Genomic DNA, 20,869 nt, shown 5'->3' on the forward strand with positions numbered 1-20,869 from the left:
GGCGGCGGTCACAGGGTCAGCCCGTGCCCCGGCCCGACGGGCAGGCCGAGCAGACCCCACACGAGGAACTGCAGCAGCCACACGCCCCAGATGACGAGGGTGAACGGGATGACGAGGCTGAAGAGCGTGCCGAGGCCGGCCTTGGGCGACCAGCGCTGCAGCAGGCCGAGCACGACCGGCAGCATCGGGTTCATCGGCACGAGCGTGTTCGTGGCGGAGTCGGTGATGCGGAACGCGGCCTGCACGTAGGCCGGGTCGATGCCGGCGAGCATGAACATCGGCACGAAGATCGGTGCGAGCAGGGTCCACAGCGCGGATCCGGATGCGAGCAGCAGCGCGGGCAGCGTGCAGAAGAGGCTGAACAGCAGCAGGCCGCCGATGCCGCCGAGGCCCGTCGCCTCCATGCCCTGCGCGCCGGCGGTGGCGATGAGCAGGCCGAGCTGCGACCAGTTGAACCACGCGATCGCCTGCGCGGCCGTGAAGATGACGACGATGAACGGCACGAGGTCCTTCACCGCGGCCGCCATGTGCTCGGGCACGTCGGTCGCCTTCGTCAGCGTCTTCGCGCCGAGGCCGTAGGCGACGCCGGCGACGAGGAACAGGAAGAGGATGAAGATCGGCAGCGCCGTCATGAACGGCGAGCGCAGGATCTGACCGCCCTCGCCCTGCAGCGGCGAGCCGGGCACGAGCAGCGCGGTCGCGACGAGCGCGAGGTAGGCGACCACCGAGATCGCGGCGATGCGCAGCCCGCGGCGCTCGATCGGCTCGAGCGGCTTCGACGCATCCTCGTCGGCCAGCCCGCCCTCGTACGGCGTGAGGCGCGGCTCGACGTAGCGCTGGCACACGATGGTGATGACGATGGCGAGGATGAGGGTCGACGTGGCCATGAAGAAGTAGTTGGCGACGGGCGACACCGATGCCTCGGGGTCGACGATCTGCGCCGCGGACGTCGTGATGCCCGAGAGCAGCACGTCGGTGCCTGCGGGCACGATGTTGGCGGAGAACCCGGCGACGACGGCCGCGTAGGAGGCGGCGAAGCCCGCGAGCGGGTGACGGCCGGCGGCGAGGAACGCGGCGGCCGCGAGCGGCGGCAGGATGACCATGGCCGAGTCGGAGGCCAGGTTGCCCATGAGGCTCACGAGCACGACGACGAAGGTCACGGCCCAGGCGGGCGCGGCGAGCACGGCGCCGCGCATCGCGGCCTTCAGCAGCCCGAGGCGCTCGGCGACGCCGATGCCGAGCATGACCGTGACGATGAGCCCGAGCGGCGGGAACGTGACGAAGTTCGTGATGGCGTTCGTGAGCGCGTAGACGGCGCCCTCGCCGGAGAGGATGCTGCGGATCGGCACCGTCTCCCCCGTCGCCGGGTCGGTCGTCTCGGCGCCGAGCAGCGCCGCGATGCCCGAGGCGACGGCGACGAGGCCGGCGATGATGAGGAAGAGGTAGAAGGGGTGGGGCAGCTTGTTGCCCACCCGCTCGATGCCGCGCAGGATGCGCCCGCCGACGCCCTTGGCGTCGGCGAGCGTGAGCGTCGTGGTGGTGTCGGTGGACATGTGCGTGCTCCGGGGGGATCGGTGCCGCGCCGTTGCGGCGGACGGACGTTGCGTGGCATCTTGCCGATCCCATGTCACGAACCGTGTTGCATGATCGATCCGCACCTCGGTTGCTGCGATCATGTTCGACATGCACCCCACGGTCCCCTCGCATCCGCACGACCTGTCGGATTCGGACCTGGCGCTCGTGGCCGCCCTGCAGGACGCGCCGCGGGCGTCGTGGGCGGCGATCGGACGCGTCATCGGCACGAGCGCACCCACCGCCAGGCGCCGCTGGGAGGCGATCGCCGCGTCGGGTGCGGCATGGACCACGACGTATGCGGGCTTCTCGGCGGGGCTGCTGTTCGGCCTCGCCGAGGTGCGCTGCCGCCCCGGCACCGTCGACGCCGTCGCGGCTGCCCTGCGGCAGCATCCGAAGGTCATCTCCGTCACGGGCATGACGGGCGATCGCGACCTGTCGCTCACGATCCTCGCCGACGACATGGCGCAGTTCCGCAGGCTCATCCAGTCGTGGCTCGGCACCCACGAGGCGGTGACGGGCGTGCGCACGACGATCGTGACGCGCATGATCTCCGACGGCTCGCGGTGGCGCGCCGTCGGCCCGCCGCACGACCGCCCGCCGCAGTCGACGCTCGACGAGGGCCGCACCGACGGCGACGCCGCCACGGGTGAGCAGTGGCGCGCCGTGCTCACGGAGCTCGAGCGCGACGGCCGCGCGAGCGCGCGCGACATCGCCGCGCGCATCGGCACGTCGGAGGCGCACGCGCGCCGCGTCGTGCGGCGGCTGCTCGCGAGCGGATGGATCCAGCAGCGCATCGACGTGTCCCTCGAGCAGCGCATGTGGCCGCACGCGCTCGCGCTGTGGCTCGTCGTGCCCGCCGCCCGGCTCGAGGCGACGGCCATGCAGATCGCCGACCTGCCGATGACGCGCATGTGCGCGGCCCTCGCCGGCGGCGCGTCGAACCTCTACGTCATCGTGTGGCTGCGCGAGATCGCCGACGCCGCGACCATGGAGGCCGAGCTCGCCCGCAGCCTCGAGCTGCGCGTGCTCGACCGCGCCATCCTGCTGCACTACTACAAGCGCGTCGGCCATCTCTTCGACGACGCGAACCGCCGCGAGGGCCACGTGTCGTGGCTGGCGCCGTCGCCGTAGGGGCGACCGGCTGGCCGAGGAGCGGCCTTGGTGGGCACCTCTCGAGGCTCACTTCGTTCGCACCTCGAGGAGCGGTCATGGGAACCTCGTGGCGCGCTCCCCCTCCGACCCTCGAGGTGCGAGCGCAGCGAGCCTCGCAAGGGTCTCGCCGATCAGCAGTGGTGGCAGGATGCGAGCAGCGCATCCCCGAAGAAGGAGCCCGCATGTCGTTCCAGGCCTACCTCGACGCCGTCGAGGCGAAGACCGGCAAGACCCCGCGGGCGCTCGTCGCCGAGGCGACGGAGCTCGGGTTCGGCGCCGACACGAAGGCCGGCCCCATCCTCGAATGGCTCAAGGATGCGTACGGACTCGGCCGCGGCCATGGGATGGCGATGGTGCACGTGATCACGAAGGGCCCGGGCATCGGGTCGAAGCACGTCGGCTCGACGGGCTCGCACCGCGACGAGTCGGACACCCTCTGGCTCGACGGCAAGGACGCCAAGCCCGCCGACTGGGGCCAGCAGGGCTGACGCACGGCGCTGCGAGCGTCACCGAGGCGGTCGTCCGCTCCCCGGACCTCGGTGCTGCGAGCACGCGGACGCCCACGGGCCGGTCGACCCGAAGGTCGACCGGCCCGTCGCGCGTCGGGCGTCAGCCCTCGCCGCGTCGGCGGCGCACGCCGAGCACGAGGCCGGCGCCGATCGCGAGCATCGCGGCGAGCGCGAGCCAGCCGGCGACCGCGACGCCCGTGCGCGGCAGGTCGCTGCCCGCCTGGCCGCCCTCGGCGCCCGACTCCGGGCCGCCGTCGTCGGATCCCGGACCGCTCGGAGCGGGAGCGCTGGGCTCGGGCGTGCCCGGGTCGCTCGGTGCGGGCGTGCCGGGATCGCTGGGACCGGGCGTGCCCGGGTCGCTGGGTCCGGGCGTGCCGGGGTCCTGCGCGAACTCGATGACGATCTCGCCGGTCACGATCGTGCCGTCGGCCGCGATGCCCGTCCAGCGCACCGGCGTCGGGTTGCGGGTGAAGCCGACCTCGGGGGTGAACGTGACGAGGCCGGTGGCGACGTCGACCTCCCACACGCCCTCGCCGGGCACGACGAGTCGCTGCACCTGCGCGCCGAACGCGTCGAGCAGACGCACCGAGTCGCGCTGCAGGGTCGGCGACACGGATCCCGGGTCGACCGTCACGGGGCTGCCCTCGGGAGCGCTCGCCGCGATGTCGGCGACGACCTCGGTCGAGCCGGCCGTGACCTGCGGGCGGTACGTCGCCGCGGCGGCGGTGCCGTTGGCGTCGAGGACGCGGTAGGCGACGCCCGCGCCGATGCCGACGAATCCGGCCTCGGGCGTGAACACGATGCGACCGTCGACGAGCGCGTAGGAGCCCTCGCCGGCCACGACCACGACGGCCGCCGGGGCGCCGACCGCGTCCAGCAGCGTGAGCGACTCGCGCACGAGCGGCACCCCCGGGTCGCCGGCGGCGTCGTTCGCGAGCGGATCGACCGACTGCGGTGCGCGCTGCACGCCGCTCGACGAGTCGTCGGCGGCGACGGGCGTCACGGCCGAGACCGTCGCACGCGCCGTGCCGGTCGCGGGGATGCCGTTGGCGTCGCTCACGCGGTAGCCGACCGCGGGCGTCGTGCCCACGAAGCCGGGCTCCGGGGTGAAGACGAGCACGGGCGCGTCGCCGCTGCGGTCGATCGTCCAGACGCCCTGGCCGTCGACGACGACGCGGTCGATGGGCTGACCGGCGTCGTCGAGCAGCTGCAGCGTCTGCGGGCGCAGCGGCACGTCGGGGTCGCCGGCCTCGTCGTTCGCGAGCACGTCGACGACGACGGGTGCGCCCTGGCGGCCCGTGCCGAGGTCGGGGCTCGCGATCGGCGCGACGGCGCCGATCGTCGCGCCGACCGTCGCGGTCGCCACGGTGCCGTTGGCGTCGGCGACGCGGTACGGCACGGGCGTGGCGTCGCCCGAGAACGTCGCAGCGGGCGTGAAGACCACGACGGGCGCGGCAGGCGTCGAGCGGTCGATCGTCCACACGCCCTGGCCGTCGACGACGAGGCGGTCGACGCCTGCACCGTCGGCATCCACGAGCTCGAGGGTCGCGGGTCGCAGCGGCACGCTCGGGTGACCGGCGGCGTCGTTCGCGAGCACGTCGATCGTCGCGGCGGCACCCTGGCGGGCGGCGCCGACGTCGTCCGTCGCGACGGGCAGCACGGCCGTGATGGTCACGCCGAGGGACGCGGTCGCGCGCGTGCCGTTGACGTCGGCCACGACGTAGCCCACCGGCGTCGCGTCGCCCCGGAACGTCGGCAGCGGCGTGAACACCACGCGCGGAGCGGCGGGGTCGTCGCGGTCGATCGACCAGGTGCCCTCGTCCTCGACCTCGCGGGTCGCGACGGGCTCGCCCGCGGCGTCGAGCAGCATGAGCGACGCCGGGTCGAGCGCGACGGCGGGGTCGCCGGCACGGTCGTTCGCGAGCGGGTCGATCCGCACGGGCGAACCCTGCAGAGCAGCGCCGGCGTCGTCGGCCGCCACCGGCGTCACGGCCGTGACCTCGGCGATGACGATCGCGGCCGTCGTCCAGGTGCCGTTGGCGTCGGCGACGGCGTACTGCACCGAGGCGCTGCCCGTGAAGGTCGGGTCGGTCGCGAACACGATGCGCGGCGTCGCACCGGCGCGGTCGATCGACCACGTGCCGACGCCGGGCACCGACACCTCGTCGACGCGGGCGCCGTTGGCGTCGAGCAGCGTGAGCGACGACGCGACGAGCGGCACCCCGGGTGCACCGGCGCGGTCGTTGTCGAGCGGCGAGACGGCGACGACGGCGCCCTGGCGGGCCTCGCCCTCGTCGTCGACGGCGATGGGCGTCACGGGCGTGACGCGCACGGCGACCTCGGCCGTGGCCGTCGCACCGTTGGCGTCGGCGATCCGGTAGGACACGGGCGTCGCGTCGCCTGCGAACGTCGCGAGCGGCTCGAACACGAGCCTCGGGGCCGCCGCATCCGTGCGGTCGATGCGCCAGGTGCCCTGGTCGGCCACGTCGAGCGTCGTCACGGCGTCGCCGGCCGCGTCGAGCAGCGTGAGCGTCGACGGGCGCAGCGCGATCGACGGGTGGCCCGCCTGATCGTTCGCGAGCACGAGGATCGTCGCCGAGCGCCCCTGCGTCGTCGTGGCCTCGTCGTCGGTCGCGACGGGCGTCACGGCGGTCGAGGTCGGCGTGAAGGTCGCCTCCACGGCCGTGCCGTTGGCGTCGGCGACGCGGTAGGCGACGGGCGTCGCGGCGCCGGTGTGGTCGGCCTCGGGCGTGAAGACGATGCGGGGGCCGCCCATGGCGTCGCGGTCGATGGCGTAGCGGCCCTCGCCGGCGACGACGAGCACGTCGACGGGTGCGCCGGCGGCGGTCAGCAGCGTGAGCGTCGACGGCACGAGGGGCACCTCGGTGCGACCGGGCACGTCGTTCGCGAGCGGTGCGATCGAGACGGGCGCGCCCTGCAGGCCGGACGCGACGTCGTCGACCGCCACGGGGGCGACGGCGGCGACCGCGACGACGATCTCGGCGCGCGCGAGCGTGCCGTTCGCGTCGGCGACGCGGTACTCGACGGGGGCCGCGTCGCCGCGGAACCCCGCGGCGGGCGCGAACCGCACGACCGGCAGGTCGTCATCGCCGAGCTCGATCGTCCACGTGCCCTCGTCGAGCACGAAGATGCGGTCGGTCGGCTCGCCGTCGGCGTCGAGCAGCGTGAGCGTCGACGGCACGAGCGGCACGTCGGGGTGGCCGGCGGCGTCGTTCGCGAGCACGTCGACGGTCATCGGCGCGCCCTGGTAGGTCTGGCCGCGGTCGGCCTCGGCCGTGGGCGTGACGGCGACGATCGTCGCAGCGATCGACGAGCTCGTGCGCGTGCCGTTGGCGTCGCGCACCTCGTACTCGATCGTCGCGGTGCCGCTGTAGTCGGCCTCGGGGGCGAACGTGACGGTGGGGCCTCCGGCGCCGGCGCGGTCGATCGACCAGGTGCCGACACCCGGCACCACGACGCGTGCGATGGGCTCGCCGTCCGCGTCGAGCAGCAGGAGCGAGTCGGCGTCGAGCGGCACCTCGTCGAGGCCCGCGACGTCGTTGGCGAGCGGCGAGACCGTGACGGGCGCGCCCTGGCGGGCGGTGCCTGCGTCGGCGACGGCGACGGGTGCGACGCCCGTGATCGTCGCGGCGAAGCCGGCCTCGACGGTCGTGCCGTTCTCGTCGGCGACGCGGTAGCGCACGGCGTCCGCGGTGCCCGTGAAGCCGGGCAGCGGCGTGAACACGATGCGCGGACCGCCCTCGGCGTCCAGCTCGAGCGCGTACGTGCCCGCATCCGCGATCGTCACGCTCGGCGCGTCCGCGCCGTCCGCGTCGAGCAGCGTGAGCGTCGAGGGCACGAGCGGCACGTCGGGGTGGCCGGCCGCGTCGTTCGCGAGCGGTGCGACGGATGCGCGCGCACCCTGTCGCGCGGCGGCCTCGTCGTCGTTGGCGACGGGCACGACGGGAGCGACGCGCACGCCGACGGTCGAGGCCGCCGTCGTGCTGTTCGCGTCGGCGACGCGGTACGCGACGGTCGTCGCGGGACCCGCGAAGCCGAGCTCGGGTGCGAAGCGCACGACGGGGGCGGCCTCGACGGTGCGGTCGACGGTCCACGTGCCCTCGCCCGTCACGACGAGCTCGTCGACGGCGGTCTCGCCGTCGAGCAGCGTCAGGGTCGACGGCACGAGGGGCACGTCGGGGTCGCCCGCGGCGTCGTTCGCGACGACGTCGATCGTCACGGGAGCGCCCTGGCGGGTGCCGGCGGAGTTGGGGTTCGCGACGGGCAGCACGGCGCCGATCGTGGCCGTCGCGGTCGACGTCGCGGGGGTGCCGTTGGCGTCGGCGACGCGGTAGGCGACGGTCGACTGGCCGACGAAGCCGGGCAGCGGCGCGAAGACGAGCACGGGGGCGTCGACGTCGGCGCGGTCGACGGTCCAGGTGCCCTGCCCCTCGATCTCGAGCTCGTCGACGGCGGTCTCGCCATCGAGCAGCGAGAGCGATGCGGGCGCGAGCGGCACGTCGGGGTGGCCGGCGACGTCGTTCTCGATGGCGTCGATCGTCACCGAGGCGCCCTGGCGGGCAGCGCCGCCGTCGGGAGCGGCCGTCGGGGTCACGGCGTCGATCGTCACGTCGACGACGGCGGATGCGTGCGTGCCGTTGTCGTCGGAGACGCGGTACGCGATGGGGCTGGCATCGCCCGTGAAGCCGGGCAGCGGTGCGAAGACGAGGTACGGGCCGCCCGCGGTGGTGCGGTCGATCGTCCACGTGCCCTCGTCGGCGACCTCGATGCGGTCCACGGGGGCGCCGTCGACGAGCAGCGTGAGCGTGGCGGGGTCGAGCGGCACCTCGTCGAGCCCGGCGACGTCGTTCGCGAGCACCGCGATCGACACGGGCGCGCCCTGGCGGCCGGTGGCGGCGTCGGGGTCGGCGACGGGGGTCACGGCGAGCGACGTCGGCGTGAACGTCGCGCTCGTGCGGGTGCCGTTGGCGTCGGCGACGCGGTAGGTCACCGGCGTCGCGGCGCCGACCCACGCGTCGAGCGGCGTGAAGACGATGCGGGGGCCGCCCTCGGCGTCGGCATCGATCTCGTAGGTGCCCTGGCCGTCGATCGCGACGGTCGCGGCCGGCTGGCCGTCGGCGCCGAGCAGCTCGAGCGTCTCGGGGTCGAGCGGCACGTCGTCGCGGCCCGCCGCATCGTTCGCGAGGGGTGCGACCGAGACGGGAGCGCCCTGGCGGGCGGAGGCGACGTCGGCGGTCGCGACGGGCGTCACGGCCTCGACGACCGCGGTGACGGTCGCGATCGCGACGGTGCCGTTGGCGTCGGCGACGCCGTAGCGCGCGGGCGTCGCGGTGCCCCGGAAGGACGGCTCCGGGGTGAACGCGATGCGCGGCATCGTGGCGTCGGCGACCACGGCGTACGTGCCCTGGCCCGCGACGGTCACGGTCGCGACGGGGGTGCCGGCGTCGTCGACGAGCGTGAGCGTCGTCGGGTCGAGCGGCACGTCGTCGAGGCCGGCCGCGTCGTTCGCGAGCGGTGCGACGGATGCGGTGGCACCCTGGCGCGAGGTGGCGACGTCGGGCCGCGCGATCGGCGTGACCGCGTCGATGATCGCGGTCGCGGTCGAGGTCGCGACGGTGCCGTTGGCGTCGGAGACGCGGTACGACACGGTCGAGGTGCTCGCGAACGAGGGCAGCGGTGCGAAGACGAGCACGGGGGCGTCCTCGTCGTCGCGGTCGACGCGCCACGTGCCCTGGCCGGCGATCTCGACCTCGTCGGCGGCGGCGCCCTCGGCGTCGACGAGCGTGAGGGTCGAGGCGACGATCGGCACGGCGGGGTGGCCGGCGTCGTCGTTCGCGACCGCGTCGATCGTCACGGTGGCGCCCTGACGGGCCTCGCCCGCGTCGGCGACGGCGATGGGCGTGACGGCTGCGATCGTGGCGGTGACCTGCGCGGTCGCCGTCGTGCCGTTGGCGTCGGCGACGACGTACGTCACGGCGTCGGGCGTGCCGACGTAGGTCGCGACGGGCGTGAAGACGATGCGCGGCGCCACGAGGTTGGCGCGGTCGATCGTCCAGGTGCCGACGCCGTCGACCTCGATGCTCGTGACGGGGGCGCCGTCGACGAGCAGGCGCACGGATGCGGGGTCGAGCGCGACGTCGGGGTGGCCGGCGGCGTCGTTCGTGAGCACGGCGACCGAGGCTGCGGCGCCCTGGCGGGCGGTGGCGGCATCGTCGGTCGCGGTGGGCGTGACGGCGACGAGCGTGGCGGTCGCGGTCGACGTCGCGACGGTGCCGTTGGCGTCGGCGACGCGGTAGGCGACGGTCGACGAGCCCGCGTACGTGGGCAGCGGCGTGAAGACGAGCACGGGCGCGCTCTCGGTGCGGCGGTCGACGGTCCAGGCTCCCTGGCCGTCGATCACGAGCTCGTCGACCGCAGCCTCGCCGTCGAGCAGCATGAGCGTCGGGCGGGCGAGCGGCACGTCGGCGGCGCCGGCGCGGTCGTTCGCGAGCGCGTCGATCGTGACCGTCGTGCCCTGGTGGGCCTCGCCGACGTCCGGCGTCGCGACGGGCGTGACGGCACCGATCGTCGGGGTGACGGTCGCGGTCGTTGTCGTGCCGTTGGCGTCGGCGACGCGATAGGTCACGGGCGCGGCCGTGCCGACGAACGACGGTGCGGGGGTGAACTCGACGCGCGGAGCCGCGGCCGTCGAGGCGTCGATGGCGTACGTGCCACCGACGACGCGCACGGTCGTCGCCGGTGCGCCGGTGCCGTCGAGCAGCGTGAGCGTCGAGGGCACGAGACGCACGTCGGGGTGGCCGGCGCGGTCGTTGGCGAGCACGGCGACGGAGGCCGGGGCGCCCTGTCGTGCGGAGGCGACGTCGGGGTTGGCGGTGGGCGTCACGGCGTCGATCGTCGCGGCGACGGCTGCCGTGGCCCGGGTGCCGTTGGCGTCGGCGATCGAGTAGTCGACGGGCGTGGCCTCGCCGACGAAGCCGGGCAGCGGCGTGAACACGACCCGCGGGGCGGATGCGGTGGCGCGGTCGATCGTCCAGGTGCCCTGGCCGTCGACGACGAGCTCGGTGACGAGCGCGCTGCCCGCGCCGACGAGGCGCAGGGAGGCGGGGTCGAGGGGCACGGCCCGGTCGCCGGCGACGTCGTTGGCGAGCACGGGCAGCGACACGGGCGCGCCCTGGCGTGCCGAGCCCTCGTCGGCGTTGGCGACCGGCGTGACGGCCGTCAGCGTCGGCGTGAACGTCGCGGTCGTCGCCGTGCCGTTGGCGTCGGCGACGCGGTACGCGACGCCGGTCGCGGTGCCGACGAAGGCGGGCAGCGGCGTGAAGGCGATGCGGGGGCCGCCGGCGGCGGCGCGGTCGAGCGCGTACGTGCCCTGGTCCGCGACGACGAGCACGTCGACGGCGGTCGTGCCGTCGAGCAGCGTGATCGAGCCGGGCTCGAGCGCGACGGCGGCGTCGCCGGGCACGTCGTTCGCGAGCGGTGCGACGGCGACGGTCGAGCCCTGTCGGCCGGTCGCGGCGTCGTCGGCGGCGATGGGCGTCACGGCCGTGAGGGTCGCGGCGTACGTCGCGCTCGTCGTGGTGCCGTTGGCGTCGGCGACGCGGTAGGCCACGGCGTCGGCGGTGCCGACGTACGTCGTCTCGGGCGTGAAGACGATGCGGGGTCCGCCCTCCCCTCCGCGCTCGATGGCGTAGGTGCCCTGCCCGGGCACGCGCAGCGAGTCGACGGCAGCCGTGCCGTCGAGCAGCGTGAGCGTGTCGGCGTCGAGCTGCACGTCGGCGTGGCCGGGGATGTCGTTGCGCAGCGGCTCGACGGCGACGGCTGCGCCCTGGCGACCCGTGGCGGCGTCGTCGATCGCCACGGGCGTCACGGCCGTGAGGGTCGGCGTCGCGGTCGACGTCGTGCGCGTGCCGTTGGCGTCGGCGACCGAGTAGGTGACGGACGCGGCGGTGCCGACGAAGGTCGCGTCGGGCGTGAAGACGACGCGCGGCGCGGCGGCGTTCGTCGCGTCGATCGCGTAGGAGCCTCCGGTGACCGCGACGGTCGTCGCGGGGGCGCCCTGGGCGTCGAGCAGCTGGAGCGTGCCGGGTCGCAGCGCGACGGCGGGGTCGCCGGCGAGATCGTTGGCGAGCACCGCCATCGAGACCCGCGCACCCTGGCGCGCGGTGCCGGCGTCGGGGTTGGCGACGGGCCGCACGGCCGAGAGGGTCGGGCGGAAGGTCGCGGTCGTCGTCGTGCCGTTGGCGTCGGCGACGCGGTAGGTCACGACGGTGGCGTTGCCGGTGAAGGTCGACACGGGCGTGAACACGATGCGCGGGCCGCCCTGGGCGCCGCGGTCGAGCGCGTACGTGCCCTGGCCGGCGACGACGACCTCGTCGACGACGGTCGTGCCGTCGAGCAGCGAGAGGGTCGCGGGGTCGAGCGGCACGTCGGGGTGGCCGGCGTCGTCGTTGTCCAGCGGAGCGACCGATGCGACGGCGCCCTGGCGCGCGGTGGCGAAGTCGTCGTCGGCGCTCGGCGTGACGGGGGCGATGGTCGCGGTGATGGTCGTGGTGGCGACCGTGCCGTTCTGGTCGCGCACCTCGTAGTCGATCGAGGCGTCGCCCGTGAATCCGCGCTCGGGCGCGAAGGTCACGGTGGGCGCGGCGGGGTCGGTGCGATCGACGGTCCAGCGGCCGACGCCGGCGACGACGAGCTCGGCGACGGGCTGACCGTCGTCGTCGAGCAGCGTGAACGACTCGGGGTCGAGCGGCACGTCGTCGATGCCGGGCGCGTCGTTCTCGAGGGGCGCGACCGTGACCGATGCGCCCTGGCGCGCTGCGCCGCCGTCGCGGGCGGCGACGGGCTGCACGCCCGAGATCGTGGGCGTGAAGCGCGCGGTCGTCGTGGTGCCGTTGGCGTCGGCGACGCGGTAGCGCACGGGATCGGCGGGGCCGACGAACGATGCGAGCGGCGTGAAGACGATCGTGGGCACGCCGGCGACCTGCTCGATGCGGTACGAGCCTGCGGCGACGTCGACGATCGTCGCGGGCTGGTCGTTCGCGTCGAGCAGCTCGAGCGTCTCGGGGTCGAGCGGCACGTCCGGGTGTCCGGCGGCGTCGTTCGCGAGCGGCGCGACGGATGCCTCAGCACCCTGACGCGCGGCGGCCTGGTCGTCGGCGGCGACGGGCGTGACCGCCTCGAGCATCGCGGTGGCGCGCGCGGTCGTGACGGTGCCGTTGGCGTCGGCGACGGCGTAGGTCACGCGCGAGGTCGCACCGCCGAACGACGGCAGCGGGGTGAAGACGAGCACCGGCGCGGCGGCGACGGACCGGTCGACGCGCCACGTGCCGCGATCCTGGACCACGAGCTCGTCGACGTCGTTGCCGGCGCCGTCCCGCAGCGTGAGCGTGGACTGCACGAGCGGCACGTCGGGGTGGCCGGCCTGGTCGTTGGCGACGGCGTCGATGCGCACGGGAAGGCCCTGGCGCTCCGACTGGCGGTCGTTCGTCGCCACGGGCACGACGGACGTGATCGTCGGCGTGAACGTCGACGAGGTGCGCGTGCCGTTGGCGTCGGCGACCGAGTAGGTCACGGGTGCGGCCTCGCCGGTGAACGATGCGGCAGGCGAGAAGACGATGCGCGGCGCGGTCTCGGATGCCTCGATCGCGTAGCGGCCGCCGTCGACGTCGACGGTCGTCGCCGGCTGGCCCGCGGTGTCGAGCAGCACGAGCGTCGAGGGCACGAGCGGCACGTCGGCGAGGCCCGGGCGATCGTTCGCGAGCGGCGCGACGGATGCGGGCGCACCCTGGCGCGCGGCGGCGACGTCGGGCGTCGCGGTGGGCGTGACCGCCGTGATGGTCGCGGTCGCGACCGAGGTCGCAGCGGTGCCGTTGGCGTCGAGCACGCGGTAGGCGACCGGCTCGGTGGTGCCGACGAAGGAGGGCTGCGGCGTGAAGACGAGCACGGGCGCCTCGGCGGTGGTGCGGTCGACGCGCCATGCACCGACGACGGTGACGACCTCGTCGGTCGCCGCTCCGGCGCCGTCGAGCAGCGCGAGCGTCGCGGGTGCGAGCGGCACGTCGGCGTGGCCGGCGAGGTCGTTCGCGACGGCGTCGATGCGCACCGGGGCGCCCTGGCGCGCGGAGGCCCAGTCGGCCTGGGCCGTCGGGGTCACGGCGTCGATCGTCGGGGTGACGGTCGCGGTCGTCGTCGTGCCGTTGGCGTCGGCGACGCGGTACGTCACGGGGGTCGCCTGCCCCGTGAACGACGGGATGGGCGTGAACTCGACGCGGGGGGCAGCGGCGTCGGCGCGCGTGATGGCGTAGGTGCCCTGGCCGTCGATCGTCACCGTCGCCGCGGGCTGGCCGTCGGCGCCGAGCAGCTCGAGCGTCGTGGGGCGCAGCGGCACGTCGGGGTGGCCGCTCGCGTCGTTCGCGAGCACGGCGACGGATGCGGGAGCGCCCTGACGGCCGGCGGCGACGTCGTCGGCGGCGAGCGGCGTGACCGCCGTGATCGTCGCGACGGCGGTCGAGGCGGCCTGGGTGCCGTTGGCGTCGAGCACCCGGTACGGGGCCGCGGTCGTGAGACCCGAGAAGCCGGGCAGCGGCGCGAAGACGAGCTCGGGGCCGCCGTCGGCGTCGAGGTCGACCGTCCAGGTGCCCTCGTCGGCGACGACGAGCTCGGTGACGGGCGTCGCGCCCGAGAGCAGGCGCAGCGTGGCGGGCTGGAGCGGCACGTCGGGGTCGCCGGCCTCGTCGTTGGCGAGCGCGTCGATGCGCACGGTCTCGCCCTGGCGGCCGTCGCCGGCGTCGGGGGCCGCGGTGGGCGTGACGGCCGTGAGGATGGCGCGGGCGGTGGCGTCGGCGGGCGTGCCGTTGTCGTCGCGCACGCGGTAGTCGACGGCGGCGGTGCCGACGAAGCCGGCGAGCGGCGTGAAGACGAGGCTCGCGGTGGCGCGGTCGATGGTCCAGGTGCCCTGGCCGTCGACGACGATCTCCGACACCTCGGCGTCGCCGTCGAGCAGCACGAGCGACGCGTCGTCGAGCGGCACGTCGGCGTCGCCGGGCTCGTCGTTCGCGAGCGCGTCGATCACGACGGTGGCGCCCTGGCGGGCCGTGCCCTCGTCGTCGATGGCGACGGGCGTCACGGCGCCGATCGTGGCGATGGCGGTCGAGGTGGCCTGCGTGCCGTTCTCGTCGAGCACGCGGTAGGCGACGGCAGCCGTCGCGCCGGTGAAGGTCGCGAGGGGCGTGAAGACGAGCACGGGCTCGGCGCCGTCGCGGTCGACCGTCCAGGTGCCCTCGTTCGGCACGACGATCTCGTCGACGGGGGCGCCGTCGGCGAGCAGCGCGAGGGACGTGGGCCGCAGCGGCACGTCGGCGTCGCCGGCCTCGTCGTTGGCGAGGGCGTCGATCGTCGCGGGCGCGCCCTGTCGGGCGGAGCCGGCGTCGGGTCGCGCGATCGGCGTGACGGCGCCGATCGTCGGCGTGAATCGGGCGGTGGCGGTCGTGCCGTTGGCGTCGGCGACGCGGTAGGTCACGGGCGCGGCCTCGCCGGCGAAGGCGGCGTCGGGCGTGAAGACGATGCGCGGCTGCGCGCCGTCGACGATCGCGTACGAGCCGCCGGCGACCGTCACGGTCTCGGCGGGGGCGCCGTTCGCGTCGAGCAGCTCGAGCGTGTCGGCGACGAGGGGCACGTCGGCGTCGCCTGCGAGGTCGTTGGCGAGCGGTGCGACGGATGCGGGCGCGCCCTGGCGCGCGCTGGCGACGTCGTCGACGGCGACGGGCGTCACGGCGCCGATCGTCACGGTGACGACCGCGGTCGTCGTGGTGCCGTTCGCGTCGGCGACGCGGTAGGTCACGGCGGTCGGCGTGCCCACGTACGAGGCGAGGGGCGTGAACACGACGCGCGGCGCCGACGCCGTGCGGGTGTCGAGCGCGTATGTGCCCGCGCCGTCGACGCGCACGGAGGTCGCGGGCTGCCCTGCCGCGTCGAGCAGCGTCACGGAGCCGGGTGCGAGCGGCACGTCGGGGTGGCCGGCGACGTCGTTGGCGAGCACGGCGACGGATGCGGCAGCACCCTGGCGCGCGCTGGCGACGTCGTCGACGGCGTCGGGCACGACGGCCTCGATCGTGGGGGTGACGGTCGCGGTCGTGGTGGTGCCGTTGGCGTCGGCGACGCGGTAGGTCACGGCGGTCGCGGTGCCCGCGAAGCTCGGGATCGGCGTGAAGACCACGCGCGGAGCAGCTGCGTCGGCGCGGGTGATCGCGTACGTGCCCTGGCCGGCGACGACGACCTCGGTCGTCTCGGCGCCCGTGCCGTCGAGCAGGCGCAACGTGTCGGGGCGCAGCGGCACGGCGGCGTCGCCGGCGGCGTCGTTCGCGAGCACGGCGACGGATGCCGCGGCACCCTGGCGCGCCGACGCCGTGTCGTTCGCGGCGACGGGCGTCACGGCCGTGATGGTCGGCGTGAAGGTCGAGGTCGCCGTCGTGCCGTTGGCGTCGGCGACGCGGTAGGTCGCGGGCGTCGCGGTGCCGGTGAAGGCGGGCGCCGGTGCGAAGACGAGCACGGGGCTCGCGGCGACGCTGCGGTCGACGCGGTAGCTGCCCTGACCGGGCACGAGCAGCAGGTCGACGGCGGCGTCGTTCGCGCCGACGAGCGTGAGCGACGAGCGCACGAGGGCGACGTCGACGTGGCCGCGAGCGTCGTTGGCGACGGCGTCGACCCGGACCTCGGCGCCCTGGCGCGCGGAGCCCGCGTCGGGGTTGGCGACGGGGGTCACGGCGGCGACGGTGATGCGGATGCTCGCGGTCGCGGTGGTGCCGTTGGCGTCGGCGACGCGGTAGGGCACGGGGGTCGCGACGCCCGTGAAGCCGGGCAGCGGCGTGAAGGTCACGATGGCGCGGCCGTTGGCGGCGAACGAGAGCGCGTAGGTGCCCTGGCCCGAGATGGTGCGCTCGGCGGTCGCCTGGCCCGTGGGCGTGAGCAGCGTCACCGACGAGTCGACGAGCGGCACGGCGGGGTCGCCGGCGGCGTCGTTGCCGATGGGCACGACGGCGACCGCGCCTCCCTGGCGCGTGGTGGCCGAGTCGTCGGTCGCGGTCGGCGTGACGGGCGTGATCGTGGACGTCACGGTGGCGTCGGCGGTCGTGCCGTTGGCGTCGGCGATGCGGTAGCGCTGCGCCGTGGCCTCGCCCGTGAACGCAGGCAGGGGCGTGAAGACGATGCGCGGCGCGCTCGCCGTCGACCGGTCGATCGTCCAGGTCCCCTGGGTCGCGACCGTGATCGTCGTCGCGAGCTGCCCGTTGCCGTCGACGAGGCGCAGCGACGCGGGGTCGAGCGGCACGCCGGCGTCGCCGGCGGCGTCGTTGGCGAGCACGGCGACGGATGCGGGGGCACCCTGGCGCGCCGACGTCGTGTCGTTCGCCGCGGTCGGCGTCACGGGCGTGATCGTCGGCGTGATCGTGGAGGTCGCGACGGTGCCGTTCGCGTCGGCGACGCGGTAGGTCGCCGCGTTCGCCTGGCCGGTGAACGCGGGCAGCGGCGTGAAGCGCACGACGGGCATCGACGGCGTCGAGCGGTCGACGCGGTAGGTGCCCTGGCCCGCGACGACCACCTCGTCGACGGAGGCGCCGTTCGCGCCGACGAGCGCGAGCGTCGTGGGCTGGAGCGGGCGGCGCGCGTCGCCGGCGGCGTCGTTGCCGAGCGGTGCGACGGCCACGGCGGCCCCCTGGCGCGCGGTGCCGGCGTCGGGGTTGGCGACGGGCGTCACGGCCGTGAGCGTGGGCGTGTAGGCGGCGGTCGTCGTCGTGCCGTTCGCGTCGGCGACGCGGTACGAGACGGGCGTCGCGGAGCCGACGAACGTCGGCTCGGGCGTGAAGACGATGCGCGGGCTCGACGGCGTCGAGCGGTCGACCGTGTACGTGCCCTGGCCCGCGACGACGACCTGGTCGGTCGCCTGGCCGCCCGAGAGCAGCGTGAGCGTGCCCGGGGTGAGCGGCACGGCGGCGTTGCCGGCCTGGTCGTTGGCCAGCGGTGCGACCGACAGCGCGATGCCCTGCGCGCCGGTGGCGGCGTCGTTCGCGGCGACGGGCGTCACGCGCACGAACGTGGGCGTGAACGTGGTCGTCGCGGCGGTGCCGTTGGCGTCGGCGACGCGGTACGAGACGGATGCGGGCGTGCCGATGAAGGTGCGGTCGGGCGTGAACGTGATGGTCGTGCCGCTCAGCGCGTAGGTGCCGCCGGTGACGGCGAGCGAGGTGACGGCCTGGCCGGAGCCGTTCAGCAGCGTGAGGGTCGACGGCGCGAGCGGCACGTTCGGGTTGCCCGGTGCGTCGTTGGCGAGCGGCTGCGTCGACTGCGCGACGCCCTGCGGACCCGTGGTGGTGTCCGGCTGCAGCGCGGGGTTCACCGCCGTGACGGTCACGGCGAGCGTCGTGCGGCGGTGGTTGCCCTGTCCGTCCTCGACGTCGTAGGTGACGGGCGTCGCGGCGCCGCGGAAGGCGGCGAGGGGCGTGAAGACGACCTGGCCGTTCTGCACGGCGTACGTGCCCTGGCCCGAGACCGTGATGGAGCTGGCGAGCTGACCGGTCGAGGGGTCGACGAGGCGCAGCGTCGCGGGCACGACGTCGGTCGCGTCGTTCGCGAGCACGGCCACGGTCTGCGCGAGGCCCTGCGCGCCGGTCGACGCGTCGGGGCTCACGCCCGTCTGCACCGTCGCGGTCCACGTCGCGGTCGTCGTCGTGCCGTTGGCGTCGGCGACGCGGTACGGTGCCGCGGTGGCCACGCCCGTGAAGCCGGGCAGCGGCTGGAAGGTCAGCTGGCCGTCGACGACGCGCCAGGTGCCCTGGGATCCGACGGTGAGCGCGGTGACGGCGGTGGTGCCCGAGAGCAGCGTGAGCGTGGAGCGCACGAGCGGCACGGCGGCGTTGCCGGCCTGGTCGTTCGCGAGCGGGTCGATGCGCTGCAGCGCACCCTGCGCGCCCTGCGACACGTCGTTCGCGGCGGTGGGCGTCACGGCGGTCGTCGTCGCCGTGTAGGTCGAGGTCGCCGAGGTGCCATTCGCGTTCGTCACGCGGTAGGTGGCGCTCGGCGCCGTGCCCACGAAGGTGCTCGTGGGCGTGAAGACGAGGGTCGAGCCGCTCACCGAGTAGGTGCCACCCGTGACGGCGAGCGTCGAGACCGCCTGGCCGGAGCCGTTCAGCAGCGTGAGCGCCGACGCGTTCCAGCCGATGCTCGCGTTGCCCGTGGAGTCGTTCGCGTACGGGTTCACCGACTGGGCGACGCCCTGCGGACCCGTCGTGGCATCCGCGTTCGCCGCCGGGGTGACGGGCGTGACGGTCGCGGCGATCGTCGCCTGCACGACCGTGCCCGCGGTGGTGCCGACGCGGTAGTCGATCTGGGTCGCGGCGCCCGTGAAGCTCGCGACGGGCGTGAAGACCACGGTGGTGCCGTTGACCGACCAGGTGCCCTGGCCCGAGACGGCGTACGACGTGACGGAGGCGCCCGTGGTGGGGTGCACGAGGCGCAGCGTCGAGCCGTCGAGCGTGACGCCCTGCGCGCCGTCGTTGGCGAGCACGGCGATGGTCTGGGCGACGCCCTGCGGTCCCGTCGACGCGTCGTCGACGGCGACCTGCGTCACGGTGGGCGTGTACCGGGCGGTCGCGGTGACGCCGCGCGAGTCGGCCACCTGGTAGCGCACGCCGGAGGCCTGGCCGACGAAGTCGGCGACGGGTGCGAACGCGATCGCTCCCGTCGACGTGTCGACCGTGTACGTGCCCTGGCCGGCGACGGCGAGCGACGTGACGGCGGACGTGCCGTCGAGGATGCGCACGGTCGACGGCACGAGCGGCACGGAGGCGACGCCGGGGGCGTCGTTCGAGAGCACGGCGGCGGTCTGCGTCGCGCCCTGGGCGCCGGTCGTGGCGTCGTCGCTCGCCGTGGGCGCGGCGGGCGCCGAGACGGTGACGGTGAGGGTCGCGGTCGTCGAGCGGCCCGCCTCGTCGGTGACGCGGTACGTGAGGGCGGGGGCGGTGCCGACGTAGCCGGCGGCGGGCGTGAAGGTGATGGCGCCGTCGGAGGTGCGCACGGTGAAGGTGCCCTGCGCCGTCGTGAGGGTCTGGACCCAGCTCGAGCCGGACTGCAGGCGCACGCTCGAGGGCACGAAGGCGACGCCGCCCGTCGTGTCGTTGTCGAGCACGGCCACGGTCGTGGCCGTCTCGAACGCGGTCGTGCGCGCGTCGTTCGCGGCCGACGGCTGCGGCACGGTGAGCGTGACGGCGTGGTCCTCGACCTCGCCTCGCTGCACGACGCCCGCGGGGTTCGCGACCATGGCGGCGGTCGTGCCGATGCGCAGGCGCGCGTAGGTCGGCGATGCGCTCGTCGCGCTCACGGCGTCGTCGGGCACGGTCCACGTGAGCGACGCCGAGCCGCTGGTGCATGTGGCCGTGGCGCGCTCGTCGCCGTCGAACGAGCCGTTGCCGTCGAAGTCGATCCACGCTGCGACGCTGTTCGTGCTCGACGTCGCGGCGGCGCACGACACGGGCACCGTGACGCTCTGACGCGGTGCGACCGTGAGCGCGAAGCCCGCCGACAGCGCATCCTCGTCGTCGAGCCCGTTCTGGTCGTCGCCGACGGCGCCGGCGGTCGTGAAGGGCCCGGTCTCGGCATCGACGAGGCTGCCGAGGCGCGGCGTCGACTGCTGGCGCGTCGCGAGGGCGAAGGACGACGCGCTCACGTTCGTCGCGGTCGTCGAGACGGTGCCTCCCGAGAACGTGCTCACGAGCCCGTGCGTCGCCGTGCCGTAGGACGCAGGCGCATCGCTGTGGTCGAACGACGCCACGACGCCGAACGCAGCGGCCTGGATGCCGCCACCGAACAGGCGCACGCCCGTGATCGACGTGGCGCCCTCGGCCATCGCGACGACGACGTTCGTGCCCGAGCCGCACTCGCCGTTCGACGTCAGCGTGAGCTGGTTGGCCGTCGTGCTGCGCTGCGCGGTGACGTTGAAGCTCGGGCACACGCCGGCGGGCGTGCGGTCGAGGATGCGCCACGTGGCGCCCGAGGCGATGGTGCCGCGGATGCTCTCGCCCGACGCGAGGCTCTCGGCGTCCGCCATGACGAGGCCGTCGAGCGGGTAGGCGACGCCGCCGAGCGTCGCCGAGCAGGCGACGTCGAACTGCGAGGTGGCGCCGGTCTGCGTCGCGAGGCCGATCGACCCCGTGCCGGGGTAGAGGTTGTCGAGGTAGTCGCCGCTGTAGGAGCCGGGCGTGTACGGCGAGAGGATCTGGCCGGCGGTGTTGCGCTGCGTGTCACGAGCGAGGTTCGAGAGGGTGCACGTCGTGACGAATGGCTGACCGTTGACCTGCACGGTGTTCGTCTGCGTCGCGCCCGAGTTCGCGATGGTGCCCGACCACTGGAACCAGTTGATCTCCGCGGGCAGCGCTCCGGTGCCACCCGTGGCGTACGCCGCCTGCGCCGGCGCGGGCGCGGTGACGAGCGGTGCCGCGAGGGCTCCGAGCAGCACGGCCACGAGTCCGACGAGGAGCCCATGGCGGAGCTTGCTGGGGCGCTGGCGGCGTGAGAGCACGGCGAGGAGACCTCTCGGAGGGCATGACTGCAGGGATTGCGACGAG

The 20,869-nt window shown here is 75.0% G+C and carries 4 protein-coding genes; 2 read left to right on the forward strand and 2 right to left on the reverse strand.

Going from position 1 to position 20,869, the window contains the following annotated elements:
• Positions 1-8: 8 nt before the first annotated feature.
• Complete coding sequence (locus tag FS793_RS08625) at positions 9-1,553, reverse strand: AbgT family transporter (protein ID WP_144720091.1); 1,545 nt, start codon at positions 1,551-1,553, stop codon at positions 9-11.
• A 130-nt stretch (positions 1,554-1,683) separates the two neighbouring features.
• On the opposite strand from FS793_RS08625, the gene FS793_RS08630 reads away from it, so the two are divergent.
• Complete coding sequence (locus tag FS793_RS08630; RefSeq protein WP_186329409.1) at positions 1,684-2,706, forward strand: Lrp/AsnC family transcriptional regulator; 1,023 nt, start codon at positions 1,684-1,686, stop codon at positions 2,704-2,706.
• Positions 2,707-2,909: 203 nt separating this feature from the next.
• Entirely contained in the window at positions 2,910-3,215 is a 306-nt protein-coding gene (locus tag FS793_RS08635; protein WP_144720093.1) for a DUF4287 domain-containing protein, read from the forward strand.
• Positions 3,216-3,336: 121 nt separating this feature from the next.
• On the opposite strand, the gene FS793_RS08640 is transcribed toward FS793_RS08635, so the two are convergent.
• A complete protein-coding gene (locus tag FS793_RS08640; RefSeq protein WP_144720094.1) occupies positions 3,337-20,766 on the reverse strand; it encodes a CshA/CshB family fibrillar adhesin-related protein in 17,430 nt (5,809 codons plus the stop codon).
• Positions 20,767-20,869: the final 103 nt, after the last annotated feature.

Origin of the sequence: Agrococcus jejuensis (assembly GCF_007679035.1) — a bacterium.
GTDB lineage: Bacteria > Actinomycetota > Actinomycetes > Actinomycetales > Microbacteriaceae > Agrococcus > Agrococcus jejuensis_A.